12 protein-coding genes are annotated in these 13,462 nt (G+C 45.2%); 10 read left to right on the forward strand and 2 right to left on the reverse strand.

Annotated elements, in window-relative coordinates:
• Positions 1-19 precede the first annotated feature (19 nt).
• Positions 20-421 carry an NUDIX hydrolase gene (locus tag DFP77_RS07355; protein ID WP_114411636.1) on the reverse strand — a complete coding sequence of 134 codons (402 nt, stop codon included), beginning with the start codon at positions 419-421 and terminating at the stop codon, positions 20-22.
• Positions 422-532: 111 nt separating this feature from the next.
• On the opposite strand from DFP77_RS07355, the gene DFP77_RS07360 reads away from it, so the two are divergent.
• Positions 533-952 carry a tetratricopeptide repeat protein gene (locus DFP77_RS07360; protein WP_114411637.1) on the forward strand — a complete coding sequence of 140 codons (420 nt, stop codon included), beginning with the start codon at positions 533-535 and terminating at the stop codon, positions 950-952.
• Between the two features lie 18 nt (positions 953-970).
• The gene (locus DFP77_RS07365; RefSeq protein WP_114411638.1) at positions 971-1,549 is read left to right on the forward strand and encodes a 3'-5' exonuclease; all 579 of its coding nucleotides are present in this window, start codon (positions 971-973) and stop codon (positions 1,547-1,549) included.
• A 771-nt stretch (positions 1,550-2,320) separates the two neighbouring features.
• Here DFP77_RS07365 and ppsA read toward each other — a convergent pair.
• On the reverse strand, positions 2,321-4,720 hold the full coding sequence (gene ppsA / locus DFP77_RS07370; RefSeq protein ID WP_114411639.1) for a phosphoenolpyruvate synthase: 2,400 nt from the start codon (positions 4,718-4,720) through the stop codon (positions 2,321-2,323).
• 205 nt (positions 4,721-4,925) lie between these two features.
• Between ppsA and DFP77_RS07375 the strand changes: the two genes are divergently transcribed.
• The 8 genes from DFP77_RS07375 to cobO all read left to right on the forward strand — a co-directional run bounded on the left by DFP77_RS07375 (position 4,926) and on the right by cobO (position 13,364).
• Entirely contained in the window at positions 4,926-5,729 is an 804-nt protein-coding gene (locus DFP77_RS07375; protein WP_114411640.1) for a pyruvate, water dikinase regulatory protein, read from the forward strand.
• 378 nt (positions 5,730-6,107) lie between these two features.
• On the forward strand, positions 6,108-8,684 hold the full coding sequence (rnr, locus tag DFP77_RS07380; RefSeq protein ID WP_114411641.1) for a ribonuclease R: 2,577 nt from the start codon (positions 6,108-6,110) through the stop codon (positions 8,682-8,684).
• A 105-nt stretch (positions 8,685-8,789) separates the two neighbouring features.
• Positions 8,790-9,557 carry a 23S rRNA (guanosine(2251)-2'-O)-methyltransferase RlmB gene (rlmB, locus tag DFP77_RS07385; protein WP_114411642.1) on the forward strand — a complete coding sequence of 256 codons (768 nt, stop codon included), beginning with the start codon at positions 8,790-8,792 and terminating at the stop codon, positions 9,555-9,557.
• Between the two features lie 15 nt (positions 9,558-9,572).
• Positions 9,573-10,634 (forward strand): nicotinate-nucleotide--dimethylbenzimidazole phosphoribosyltransferase, encoded by a 1,062-nt coding sequence (gene cobT / locus DFP77_RS07390; RefSeq protein WP_114411643.1) that lies wholly within the window; start codon positions 9,573-9,575, stop codon positions 10,632-10,634.
• A 28-nt stretch (positions 10,635-10,662) separates the two neighbouring features.
• Positions 10,663-11,454, forward strand: a complete 792-nt coding sequence (gene cobS, locus DFP77_RS07395; protein ID WP_258861085.1) for an adenosylcobinamide-GDP ribazoletransferase — start codon at positions 10,663-10,665, stop codon at positions 11,452-11,454.
• The gene (locus tag DFP77_RS07400) at positions 11,451-12,041 is read left to right on the forward strand and encodes a histidine phosphatase family protein (RefSeq protein ID WP_114411690.1); all 591 of its coding nucleotides are present in this window, start codon (positions 11,451-11,453) and stop codon (positions 12,039-12,041) included. Before cobS ends, DFP77_RS07400 begins: the two co-directional genes overlap by 4 nt.
• 20 nt (positions 12,042-12,061) lie before the next feature.
• Entirely contained in the window at positions 12,062-12,676 is a 615-nt protein-coding gene (locus DFP77_RS07405) for a trimeric intracellular cation channel family protein (RefSeq protein ID WP_114411645.1), read from the forward strand.
• A 49-nt stretch (positions 12,677-12,725) separates the two neighbouring features.
• Positions 12,726-13,364, forward strand: coding sequence for a cob(I)yrinic acid a,c-diamide adenosyltransferase (gene cobO, locus DFP77_RS07410; protein ID WP_181858513.1), 639 nt, complete (start codon positions 12,726-12,728; stop codon positions 13,362-13,364).
• Positions 13,365-13,462 lie beyond the last annotated feature (98 nt).

A 13,462-nucleotide genomic window follows, 5' to 3' on the forward strand; every position in this document is an offset into this window, starting at 1 on the left:
TTAAGTTGTTGTAGCGGATTTATGTCATATCTAATGACGAGCTAAGTCTACGGTATTCTGCCAATGCCACTTTATCAGCCTCAACTTCTAGAGGATTAGAATCAAGAAAATACCAAGTCACTTCGTCTGCCTCTAGAGACAATATTTTACCTTCCCAACGATTGACGACGTAATAGTGAATGAGTTGAAGTTCACCTGTTGGATGATAAAGAGAGCACAAGTGGACATAAGACGTCGGGACGATATCTAGCTCTTCTTTTAGCTCTCGTAACAAAGCCTGTTCTTGTGTTTCTCCTAGCTCTATGTGACCGCCAGGAATCGCAATCAGACTTGGATCATATTCTTTGTCCTTGGCGCGTTTTTCTAACAATACCTGATTGTCCTTTAGCAATATAAAAGAGACACATTCGTGAACTTGCATTTAGATAACTCCTATTATTTGTGAAGAACCCAGCGAAAAGCTGTCATAAATGGCCCATTAAAATTACCATACTCGTTATTGCATAATCGAATGCCTCAAACAGAGTAAAATATGAACACCAAAATATACAAAGAAGTACTTTATATAGCCAAAGAACTCATGACCTGCGCCAACAAAAAAGACCAAGCGGGTTTTGATGCCTATTATTCGGAATTGAAAGCCATTTGTGATGACAACGACGGCACAGACAAAGACCACCCAGTACAGTGGGAAACCCTAGGCGACTTTACCGACGACTTAGAACAGGCGATTGTTATCTATGACAAGGCGCTAGAAAAAGCCGCCGCTATAAATTCCAAAGATTACCTTTCCTCCATCGGCTTCGCGGCCGCTCAACTGAAACTAGAACTTGGCGACAAAAACGGTGCTATTGAATACCTAGAACAAGCCAAAATCCACAGCAATAAAATTATCGACAAAGAGCTAAAAGCGGAAATTCACGACGTATTGTTTGATTTGAAAAAAGCTTAAAGAAACAAGAGAAACAGAATGGAACGTCCTACCAAGGAACAGATTAGCCAATTACCCTTGTATATTGGCCTTGGCCTTCGTGACATTGTCATCGTTGAAAACGAACTTGATGCCGCGCAAGCCATAACAGCACTAGAGAACGAAACCAGCTTAGGATTCGACACCGAGAGCAAACCGATTTTCCAGAAAGGCCAAGTCAGTCCGGGGCCATCGCTCATCCAACTGGCGATAGAGTCAAAAGCGTTCCTATTCCCAACTCGATTTCCTTCGGCTGTCGCTGCAGCCAAGGAAATACTAACCAATCCAAAGATCAAAAAAATCGGCTTCGGCATCAAAGACGACAACAAAGAACTGCGTAACAAACTCAACATCGACATCACCAACACGCAAGACTTGTCTGTCACCTTAAAGCAACTCGCCGGAGAGAAAAACAGCATCGGCGCCCGCGCCGCTGTCGCCATGGTACTGGGAAAACGCCTTGGTAAAGGCGCCCAAAAATCCAACTGGGGCGCTTATCCTCTTAAAGAAAACCAGATTCTTTATGCGGCGAATGACGCGCATTCTGCTATATGTGTGGAGAGGGCGTTGCGGCGCTAGGTCTTAGTTTCTTCCCCTTGAAGACAAAAGGGGAAGGGACTTGGTGCTGAGTAAACGTAACCTTTTGCGTTTGAATGGAGCATGAATTCCATGTCGGGCTGAAGCCGAGATCCTAGACCATAAGAGCTTGATTCCCGCCCTTCGCGGGAATGACGTGTCTACGTAGGGACTTTTAGTGGAAACAATGAAAGCTTCGCTTTCATCGGCACATTACGCTGCGCTCATGATGTCCTACGAAAATCTAGCCTCTATGATGAAGTCCGTTCGACGCGACGAAGTTGCGCGACTTTATGGAGTTTCAGGGTCAATTAAAAATACCCTTTCTCAAGCCTGCAAAAACAATCTATGCCTTACGATAAAAATCGTCTTGCCAAACTGATAATAAACAAAGTGAATGAGACGTTTGGGCGATAGCCCGACAAAAGACTTTTTGCTTTCCTATTAAATGAAAGTGTTGCATCGATTGGCAAAAGTTACCTGCTCAGCTTTTTCCTGAATTAAGGAGCGGAATAAAGGTTGGGAATGCAAAGTGTTTGAATGGAAACCAAAGAGCAACCCCATCCTAACCTTCCCCTTGAAGAAAGGGGAAGGAACTCAAAAAAAAGCCCCGCTGAGCGGGGCTATAAAACTAGGGAGTGACTACGATAAGGTCACGCGCTGCTTTGACACAGCATTCTGATTTGGCGCTGCATTAAAAAATACATCACCAAACGCAGACTGTTTTCCCGTTACGCCATGTCTGGTATTACTGCGAGGTAACGGGAAGATTCTTTAAATGGCTTTGTTGTTCAATTCGGTATTTTTCAATACTTCATCAAGGTGTAGCCAAGTTTCGATCACGGTGTCTGGGTTAAGAGACATGCTTTCGATGCCTTGGGCGACGAGCCAGTCGGCGAAGTCAGCGTGGTCGGATGGGCCTTGGCCACAGATGCCGACGTATTTGCCTTTTTCGCGACAAGCGGTGATTGCCATTTTTAGCAGTTTTTTGACTGCTGGGTTACGTTCGTCGAATTTGTCTGCGATCAATCCTGAGTCGCGGTCAAGCCCGAGTGTTAGCTGGGTCAAGTCGTTTGAACCGATTGAGAAGCCGTCGAAGAATTCTAGGAACTCGTCAGCCAGTAGGGCGTTAGATGGAAGTTCGCACATCATGATGACTTTCAGGCCGTTTTCGCCACGGGCCAAGCCTTGTTCTGCTAGCAGTTCGGTGACTTGTTGTGCTTCTTCCAAGGTACGAACAAATGGGATCATAATTTGTACGTTGGTTAAGCCCATGTCGTTACGAACGCGGCGGATGGCTTCACATTCTAGGGCGAAGCAATCGCGGAACGAGTCGTCGATGTAGCGCGCTGCGCCACGGAAGCCAAGCATTGGGTTTTCTTCATCTGGTTCAAACAATGGACCACCAACAAGGTTGTGGTATTCGTTTGATTTGAAGTCAGATAATCGCACGATGACTGGTTTTTGAGAGAAAGAGCACGCCAATGTTGCGACGCCTTCGACCAGTTTGTCGACGTAGAATTCCACTGGGCTTGAGTAGCCGGCGATGCGGTGGTTGATCTCTTCTTGCAACGCGGGCGTCATGTCTGCGTAGTTCAGCAAGGCTTTCGGGTGGATGCCGATCATGCGGTTGATGATGAATTCTAAGCGAGCCAAGCCAATGCCGGCGTTTGGTAGCATGGCAAAGTCGAAAGCGCGGTTTGGGTTGCCCACGTTCATCATGATTTTTACTGGCAGTTCAGGCATGTTGCCGACTTCAGAGGTGATGATGTCGAATGGCAATTCGCCTTGGTAAACAAAGCCCATGTCGCCTTGTGCGCAAGATACGGTGACGATTTGACCATCTTGCAATACGTCTGTTGCGTCGCCACAACCCACGACCGCTGGAATGCCTAGCTCACGAGCAATAATCGCCGCGTGACAAGTACGACCGCCACGGTTGGTGACAATCGCAGAAGCACGCTTCATGATAGGTTCCCAATCCGGATCGGTAATGTCGGTCACTAGAACGTCGCCCGGTTGGATGCGATCCATCTCGGTAATAGAAGACAAGACTTTTACAGCGCCTGTGCCGATTTTGTGACCAATGGCGCGGCCAGTGATCATCACCTGAGAGGTTTTCTTCAGGTTGTAACGTTCCATGCTTTGGGCATTGGCTTGGCTACGAACGGTTTCTGGACGCGCTTGAACAATGTAGATTTTGCCGTCGATGCCGTCTTTCGCCCACTCAATGTCCATTGGTCGCTTGTAGTGTTTTTCGATGATGCAGGCTTGGCGAGCAAGGTCTTGAACCTCGTCGTTTGTCAGTGCGAAACGGTTTTGGTCATCCAAAGCCACTGGGACGATTTTGACGAATTCGTCATCGCTTCCTGTTTCGGCGTATTCCATTTTTTGGGCTTTGCTTCCTAGACTCTTGCGAACCACCGCTGGGCGATTGGCAGCTAGTGTTGGCTTGTGAACATAGTATTCGTCTGGGTTAACTGTACCTTGTACGACCATTTCACCAAGCCCGTAAGCGGCGGTGATGAAAACTACTTCGTCAAAGCCTGATTCCGTGTCTAGGGTGAATAAGACGCCAGAAGCGCCAATGTCACTGCGTACCATTTTTTGAATGCCTGCGGATAAAGACACGCCTTGGTGTTCAAAACCTTGGTGAACGCGGTAAGAAATCGCACGGTCGTTAAAGAGAGACGCAAACACGCGTTTAATTGACGCCTTGATGTCTGCCAAGCCTTTCACGTTTAGGAAAGTTTCTTGCTGGCCCGCGAAAGAGGCATCTGGTAAATCTTCTGCCGTGGCAGAAGAGCGTACGGCAAAAGAGGTTTCCTCTGCGTTGTCGTCGCAAAGTGTTGCGAAAGCGTCTTTAATTTCTTGGTCGAATTCTGCTGAGAAAGAAGCGTCTTCAATCCATTGGCGAATTTTAACGCCTGTTTCAGCAAGGGCGTGAACATCGTCTACATCCAATGCGTCTAGTGCTTGATGGATTTTTTCGTCTAGGCCGCTTTCAGTAATGAAGCTTTGATAAGCATAGGAAGTGGTTGCGAAACCGTTTGGCACTTGAATGCCAAGGTCTGTCAGGTTAGAAATCATTTCACCTAAAGAGGCGTTTTTACCGCCAACTTCGCCGACATCTTCCATATGAAGATCTTTAAACCACTTAATAAACTTGCTCACAAGAGACTCCAGTTTTTATATAAATTAATGGTAGGAATAGTTCTTAGCCAGTTTTTCCTAGTATGTCAGGCACTTGTCAAAGCACTTGATCTGGGTTCATTGTATGTAGGTGAGTCGCTTTGAATAAAATCGATTATTCGATGTAGTTTTATTTCAATCGAAAAAACGAATGTCGTTAGATAACAACAAAATAGGTAAATATTGAATGAAAGTGTATTTTGTCTCTGATGGAACAGCGATTACCGCTGAGGTGTTTGGATCGGCCATGTTGTCGTTTTTTGATGTGGCGGTAGAGACAAAAAGTGTGCCTTTTTTGACTACCAAAGATCAGGCAGAAGGGTTGAAGCAGCAGATTAATTTGGAGCTGAACAGCGGTGTTGCTTTGCTGGTTTTTTATACGATTTCTGATGCGTCTATTCGTGACATTATTGAGTCATGCGATTGCCATTGTTACAACTTGTTCGGTGATTTATTGTCACCCATTGAGCAAGCTTTAGGCGTGAAAGCGCAGCCAACGGCACAGAAAGCCCACGGCATGAAAGAGGGTGTTTATGATGGACGGATAGACGCCATAAACTATGCGTTGGCGAACGATGACGGGGCATCGGTGAAGAATTTTGCTGAGGCGGATATTATCTTGTTGGGTGTGTCTCGCTCCGGTAAAACGCCAACCAGTTTATATTTAGCCATGCAGTACGGTATCAAGGCAGCAAACTACCCAATTACCGAAGATGATTTTTCCTCTCCGGGCTTGCCTAAAGTATTAAAAGACCACAAGAAAAAGCTCTTTGGATTAACTATAGATGCCATGCGGTTGCACGAAATTCGTACTGGCAGAATGGCCGCAAGTAAGTATGCTTCTGCTCGCCAATGCCGCTACGAATTGGAGGAAGTCGAGTCCTTATATCGCCAAGAACGCATTCCGTATTTGAATTCGACAAAACTGTCGGTGGAAGAAATTTCCACCAAAGTGATGGCGGAAATGAATTTGGTGCGTCACCGACAGTAAAAACGACCCATTAAGTGATCGAATAATTCGATGGGTTCACTGTTTTTGCACGAAAAACAGACAAAAAAAGCATAAAAATATTTCCCTTAGGCCAAAATGGCATTACAAATGTTGAATAATTGATCTGAAATACCCTGCATTTTCGTTTGTTTGTTGTGTTATTACAAAAAACACTGCAATAGACTGTGAAGATAATGTTAAGAGCGTCGCTAACTGGGAGAGTATTTAGTGAATATGCTCTATAATGACGATTAATTTAGCGCATTCGTGATTTAAACTGTGTGACAAACGAGCTCCGAGCGCTCTGAATACTGAGATGTTCATATTTCTATCTTATAAAAGGGATATCTTATTAAAAAAACCAAGGATAAAAATACATTGAGTAATAAAAAAGTTAACGATCCCCACAAGCAGCGAGAAGCGTCTAAATACGATAACCCCGTACCAAGCCGTGAATTCATTTTAGAGTTTCTTGCCACCCAGAATAAAAGCATGGGTCATCTAGAGTTATGCAAAGAGTTTTCGCTGACTGGCGAAGACGAAATTGAAGCCCTCCGTCGTCGTCTCATCGCTATGTGCCGAGACAATCAAATGACCAGCAACCAAAATGACGAATACTCGCCGATTTTAGAGAGTGACCTGATTGAAGGTTATGTCCAAGGCAATAAAGAAGGTCATGGTTTCTTGTTGCGTCAAAGCGATGACGATATTTTCCTATCTGCCCGTCAAATGCAGAACGTGATGGATGGCGACAAGGTAAAAGCCCGTCTTTCTGGTCGAAGTGTTAAAGGTCGCTTAGATGGCGTTGTGGTTGAAGTGCTAGAGCGTAAGCACACGCAACTTGTAGGCCGATATTATGAAGAAAGTCGCACGGCTTTCGTGACACCAGAAAACCCGCGTATCGCACAAGATATCTTGATCACTACAGAATCTGGTTTAACGCCGGCTCATGGTCAATATGTGTTGACGGAAATTGTTAGCTACGCTGAGCGCGGTAAACCAGCTCAGGGTTTAGTGAAGAAAATTCTTGGCGACTTTATGGCGCCGGGCGTTGAAATTGAAGTGGCGATGCACCGTTATGAAATTCCTAACGAGTGGCCTGCAGCGGTTGAAAAACAAGTTAAAAACTTCAGCACAGAAGTGGCAGAAGAAGACAAAGCGCATCGTGTTGATTTGCGTGATACTCCGTTTGTCACTATTGATGGCGAAGATGCGCGTGATTTTGATGACGCCGTATATTGTGAAAAAACACCGGGTGGCTGGAAACTGTTTGTTGCCATTGCCGATGTTTCTCATTATGTGAAAAAAGACACGGCGTTAGATGAAGAAGCCATTGTTCGTGGTAACTCGGTTTATTTCCCAGGTCGCGTTATTCCTATGTTGCCAGAAGTACTGTCGAACGGCTTGTGTTCATTGAACCCAGATGTTGACCGTTTGGCGATGGTTGCTGAGATCTCTTTGACATCCAAAGGCAAGATGCGTGGCTTTAAGTTTTATGAAGGCATTATCCGCTCTCATGCGCGCTTAACTTACAGCAAAGTCGCGAAAATGATCGCGGATGAGCCGGAAGAGCAAGGTATTGAGTTGCGTGAGCGTTACGCGTCTATCGTGTCACACATTGATGATTTAAACGGTTTGTATCACGTCCTTAAAGGTGCTCGTGATGAGCGCGGTGCGATGGAGTTCGATACCATCGAAACTCGTATGGTGTTCGACGAAAACTCTAAGATTGAGCACATTGTTCCTGTTGAGCGTAATGATGCCCATAAACTAATCGAAGAATGTATGTTGTGTGCCAATGTGGCTGCAGCAGAGTTGTTGATTAAAGCCGATTTGCCGGCTTTGTTCCGTGTTCACGAAGGGCCAAAAGACGACCGTTTGTTAACCTTGCGTACCTATCTTGGTTTGTTAGGTTTAGAACTGACGGGCGGCACTAAACCAACGCCGACGGATTACGCGGCACTTTCTGAAGCGATTAAAGACCGAGCGGATGCTCGTAGTATTCAGACTATGATGCTGCGTTCTATGTCTCAGGCGGTATATCAAGCGGATAATATGGGCCATTTCGGTTTGAATTATGACGCTTATACGCACTTCACGTCGCCAATTCGTCGTTACCCAGATTTGTTAGTTCATCGTGCGATTCGTTATTTGATTCGTGGCGAAGGTCGTCCGACTGTGCGTCAGGCGCATCGTGTGGCAGGTAGCCCAGAGCTGAAAGAACGCAAAATCTACGGTTACAACCACGCCGATATGGATGGTTTAGGGGATTCTTGTTCCGTGACCGAACGTCGTGCAGACGAAGCTACGCGTGATGTTGAAGCTTGGTTGAAATGCCAATACGTTGAGCAGCATTTGGGCGAACCCTTTGACGGTGTTGTGACCGCTGTGACCTCGTTTGGTTTGTTCGTTGAGCTACAAGGTTTATTCGTTGATGGCTTGGTACACATTTCTGGTCTTGGGCAGGATTACTTTGTTCATGATATGGAACATCAAGCGATTGTTGGCGAGCGCACAGGTCGAGTGTTCCGCCTTGGTGATACGTTAAAAGTTCGCGTGTCTAATGTGAACTTGGAGCAACGTAAGATTGATTTGAGCTTGGATGAGGGAAGTAGTCGTCCAGCACGCAAAAAAGTCGAACGTAGTGATAAAACCGAGCTTGAAATGCAATTGGCTCAGTTGTCACCGATTGAATTGGGTGGTCGCTCTAACCCCAAGTCTGCTGCAAAAGAAGAAGGCGATAAATCGAAAGACGCTAAGTCATCGAAAGAGGGCAAAGAGTCGGATGGTAAGGCGAAGAAAAAACGTCGTTCGCCAGCCTCTAAAGGCAAACGTATCAGACAGAAAAAGTTGGGTACGGTGTCGGCAAATGGTAAGTCTACGGTTGCAGCTAAAAAACCGAAAAAGCCTAAGAAGCCGAAAAAGAGCAATGCTAAGCCAAAAGCAAAAGATTGATCTGAAGCTCTGATTCGAGCTTTTTAGATGAATAACTTTCTAGATAAATTACTTTCTAGATGAATGAAAATGGGGGCCTAGGCCCCCAAATTAATAGAGTAGATAATGTCAGATTTAGAATGGATATACGGCATTCATGCCGTGGAAAACGCATTGACTCAACAGCCAGAACGCGTCAAAGAAGTGCGCTTTCAAGAAGGCCGTGACGACAAGAAAAACCAGCGACTAGTACAGCTTTGTAAAGCCAACAAAGTGCGCTACAGCGTGGTACCACGTAAAGAGTTGGATCAGCTTTTTACCAAGAACAAAGAGCGTGCAGTTCACCAAGGCGTTGTGGCTTATACCACAATGAACAAAGCAGGCAGTGAAGCTGACTTGCATACTTTGGTAGCGGGTTTAGATGAAACTCCATTGATTATTATTTTAGACGGTGTGACTGATCCGCATAATTTAGGCGCGTGCTTGCGTAGTGCCGATGCCGCTGGTGCTCATGCTGTTGTTATGCCGAAAGACAATTCAGCCCCCTTAAATGCAACGGTTAGCAAAGTGGCGTGCGGCGCAGCGGAAAGCATTCCTGTTTACGCGGTGACTAACCTAGCTCGCACCATGAAAAAGCTGCAAGACCAAGGTGTGTGGATTTTTGGTACAGCGGGTGAAGCAACGCAAACCATTTACGAGCAAGATTTATCTATTCCAACGGCGATTGTAATGGGGGCAGAAGGCGATGGCATGCGCCGTTTGACTCGTGAACAGTGTGATTACCTAGTGAAACTGCCTATGGCTGGTGTGGTTTCTAGTTTGAATGTGTCTGTAGCGACAGGTGTTTGTCTCTACGAAGCGGTGCGTCAACGCGCGGTGAAGGCCAAAGGTTAAAGGGGCAAAAAAGCCTTGTTTAAGCAATTTAGTATTCAGGCTCCATCGGCTGAAATCTCAGCCGAATTACAACAGAAAATCGACACGAAAACGAAACCGTTAGGCGCGTTAGGTGAGTTGGAAAATATTGCTTTTCAACTTGGCAAAATTCAGCAGTCGTTGTCGCCAGATGTGTCCAAACCCAAAATGATTATCTTTGCCGCCGACCATGGTGTGGTGGCACAAGGTATTAGTTTGTTCCCACAAGAAGTGACGCCACAAATGGTGATGAATTTCTTGATGGGCGGCGCAGCGGTCAGTGTTTTCTGTGATCAGCATAAGGTGCCATTGCGAATTGTGGATGTGGGCGTCAACGCAAAGTTAGAAGCGCATCCGCTATTAGGTGATCGTAAAGTGGCGTTTGCTTCTAAGGACTTCAGCCAGCAAGCAGCAATGACAGCTGAGCAGTTAGATAAAGCGATTCAAGCGGGTGTCGATGAGGCTAACCTTGCCATTGATGATGGCGTGAACCTGTTGATGTTTGGCGAAATGGGTATTGGCAATACTTGTGTGTCCTCTTGCATGATGACAGCGTTAATGGGTGTGAATGCTAACGACAGTGCTGGACGTGGTACGGGGTTGGATGTTGCTGGTGTATCCCACAAAGCAAAAATTATTGAGCTATCTTTAAAGCGTGCTGAACAAGAAACTGGCCAGATAATTTCTGACTGGAGTGCTCAAACACTTGCAGAGCAAATTGGCGGTTTTGAAATTCTCGCCATGGCGGGCGCTATGCTGCAATCGGCTCAGCGGCAAACGGCGTTTGTAGTGGATGGTTTTATCTGTTCTGTGGCTTTGTTATTTGCCCAGAAAGTCGCGCTTGATGTGCGTGAATATGCCATTTTTGCCCATCAGTCGAATGAAAAGGCCCATAAAATATTACTCGATCATTTGAATGCCGAGCCCATTTTGTCTTTGGATCTGCGTTTGGGTGAGGGGTCCGGTGCGATATTGGCTTACCCTTTGATTCAAAGTGCCTGTGTATTTTTGAAAAAAATGGCGAGTTTTGAAAGCGCTGGTGTAAGCGATTCTAAGTAGTCTTCTCTAAACTCTTTATTAGGTAATAATGAATATGAAAGGCGTGGTGATTGCTCCTTATTGGCAAGGCTTTAAACGCAGCTTGGTGACCTACACTCGGATCCCATTAAAAGTGGATTGGAGCGATGACGTAAAGCACACCCCAGCGGTGTGCTTTTTACCATGGATTGGTCTAGTGGTTGGTTTGTTGAGTGCTTGGCCTTTATGGTTTGACTGGTCGTCTTCCTTGCAAGCCTTGTTGATGTTGTTAACTGCAGTATTAATTACGGGTGGTTTTCATGAAGATGGTTTGATGGACAGTTGTGATGGCTTAGTGGGAGGTTGGGATAAAGAGCAACGTCTAACTATTATGAAGGACTCGCGTATTGGTAGTTATGCTGCCTTGTCTATTTGGTTTTCTATGTCGCTAAAATGGCTACTGCTGAATGAACTTCTACAAGCTATTCCCGATTCGTTTTTAGGCTTTATTTATACGCTAAGTGCTTGGTGTGTAGTGCATGTGATTGCACGCTTTATCCCTTTGCTATTAATGCATACGCTCAAGTATGTGAGCCTTGGGCAAAGTAAGGCTTCTAATATGATTGCTAAGCTGGGCCCAATTGAATGGTGTATTGCGTTGGTACCTTGTTTATTGATTGGCGTATTGGCTTTCAACTTATTGTATTTGGTTTTTACCCTTGTTTTGTCGGTTATTTTGGTCTTTTTGATTCGCCATTATTTACGCAAAAAAATTGATGGTTTTAATGGTGATACGTTAGGAGCAAGCGAGCAACTGGGTGAGATTTTGGTTATTTTTTGTCTGCTGGTTTCTTATTCGTGAAGCTGTATTTGATTCGTCATCCAAGGCCTGAGGTTGAGAAAGGCCTTTGCTATGGTGATATGGATGTGCCGCTTGCCGATGGATGGGAAAAGGGGGCAAAGGCGCTGAAAAATGCTTTATCAATTGATTTCGATGGTGAAGCCAACGTATGTTTTCACAGCCCATTAACTCGCGCTGCCCAATTGGCTGAGCATATTTCTGATGGGCGCTCTCATGTTGCTTCTGCTTTGAAGGAGCTGGATTTTGGTGATTGGGAAGGACGCCGCTGGCAGGATATTCCAAAGCAAGAAATAGACTTGTGGGCTGAGGATATTGTCCATGCCTCACCTTATCGTGGTGAGTCATTGCAGGTTGTCGCAGATCGTGTGTGGCAATGGTGGCTTTCTGTGAAAGATGCGCCGATGGAAAATTGTGTGTTGGTTGCTCATTCTGGTGTTATCAAGGTGTTTGTCAGCATGCTTTGCCAATGGCCTTTGGATCAATGCCACCGAATTGATGTCGGCTTTAGCAGTGTGACAGAGCTCTCTGTACAGGGAGATTTTGTCATGTTGAAGCGGTTGGGTGCGGGTGATTGGGTTTCTGTTTAGGCTAATCGAGTAAATAAATAATGTTGCTATATTTTTTGGGGATGTTTGGTATTGCTGCGTTTGCAGTAACAGGGGTTATTTCATCCGGTAAAAAAGACATGGATCTGTTTAGTGTCGTGTTTCTTGGTATGGTGACTTCCTTAGGTGGTGGCACGATTAGAGATACCGTTTTATCTGTTGAAACGGTTTACTGGGTCGAGGATACATCTTATTTATGGGTGGCATTTTTGTCATCGGCATTGGCTTTTTTTACGGTTAGGTTTATTGAAGATAGGCAGACAGTGTTTCATTATGCTGATTCTTTTGGTCTGGCCTTGTTTACTGTTGTGGCAACAGAAAAAGTTTTAGATTTAGGTTTCTCGCCCACCATCGCGATTACTATGGGGATTATTACGGGTGTAGCTGGTGGCATTATTCGTGATGTATTAAGTCATCGCCCTCCCTTAGTGTTGGGGCGAGAGTTTTATGCGACACCTGCGTTTTTGGGCGCTTTGTTATTGGTGCTACTTGAAAAAAACGTGCCGACCCATGAGTTTAACTCGATTTACGCGGTGTCTTTAGTCTTTATACTAAGGGTGTTCGCGATACATAAAGATTTGTATTACCCAAGTTGGCTGTTGTACAAAAAAAGGTAGTACGGAACAAAATAGCGTGAAAAAAATAGTATAAAAAAAGAGATAAATTATGACGGATCTTTCCCTAGGTAAAAAAAGCCTAGAACAAAAAGACGAACTGGCCGAGAAGAATGAAGCTCGCTTATTGAAGAAAAAGGCAGTGGTCGATCAGCGCATCGCAGCGGCAACGGAAGAGCGTGGTGTGACCATTTTGCTAACGGGTAATGGTAAAGGCAAAAGTTCTAGTGCGTTTGGTACCATGGCGCGTGCTTTAGGGCATGGCCAAAAAAGTGCGGTTATTCAGTTTATAAAAGGCCGTAAAGCAACGGGTGAGCAGCTGTTCTTTGGCTCCCATCCTTTGGTTGATTTTCATGTAATGGGTCATGGTTTTACATGGGAAACACGTAACCCTGAGTTGGAAAAAGAAGCCGCAGAGCAAGCATGGGAACTGGCTAAAAGTGTGTTGGCTGATTCTAGCGTGCATTTTGTTTTGCTAGATGAAATTACTTATATGTATAAGTATGGCTATTTAAACGAAGACGATTTGATCGCTGCTTTGGCTGCTCGTCCTGCTCACCAAAATGTGATGATGACAGGCCGAACTGCGCCACGAGTATTGTTAGATAGCGTTGATACACACAGTAAAATTGGCAACGAGCGGCATGCTTTTGCGAATGGTGTTAAAGCTCAAATAGGTATCGAATGGTAGCTCGCATTGCGAGCTGCTTTTTTCTTTTTCCATCTTCCTTCCGTTTCCTTCAGTGCTTTATTTTATTCTCAGGTATTAGTTTTAAAAAATAAATGAGA

Origin of the sequence: Marinomonas foliarum (assembly GCF_003337275.1) — a bacterium.
Lineage (GTDB): Bacteria > Pseudomonadota > Gammaproteobacteria > Pseudomonadales > Marinomonadaceae > Marinomonas > Marinomonas foliarum.

Bases quoted from the DNA above. Each gene is read 5' to 3' on its own strand.
- DFP77_RS07405 (WP_114411645.1), top strand. From the start codon at position 12,062: ATGTTGCTATATTTTTTGGGGATGTTTGGTATTGCTGCGTTTGCAGTA.
- cobO (WP_181858513.1), top strand. From the start codon at position 12,726: ATGACGGATCTTTCCCTAGGTAAAAAAAGCCTAGAACAAAAAGACGAA.
- rlmB (WP_114411642.1), top strand. From the start codon at position 8,790: ATGTCAGATTTAGAATGGATATACGGCATTCATGCCGTGGAAAACGCA.
- cobS (WP_258861085.1), top strand. From the start codon at position 10,663: ATGAATATGAAAGGCGTGGTGATTGCTCCTTATTGGCAAGGCTTTAAA.
- DFP77_RS07360 (WP_114411637.1), top strand. From the start codon at position 533: ATGAACACCAAAATATACAAAGAAGTACTTTATATAGCCAAAGAACTC.
- DFP77_RS07365 (WP_114411638.1), top strand. From the start codon at position 971: ATGGAACGTCCTACCAAGGAACAGATTAGCCAATTACCCTTGTATATT.
- DFP77_RS07375 (WP_114411640.1), top strand. From the start codon at position 4,926: ATGAAAGTGTATTTTGTCTCTGATGGAACAGCGATTACCGCTGAGGTG.
- DFP77_RS07355 (WP_114411636.1), bottom strand. From the start codon at position 421: ATGCAAGTTCACGAATGTGTCTCTTTTATATTGCTAAAGGACAATCAG.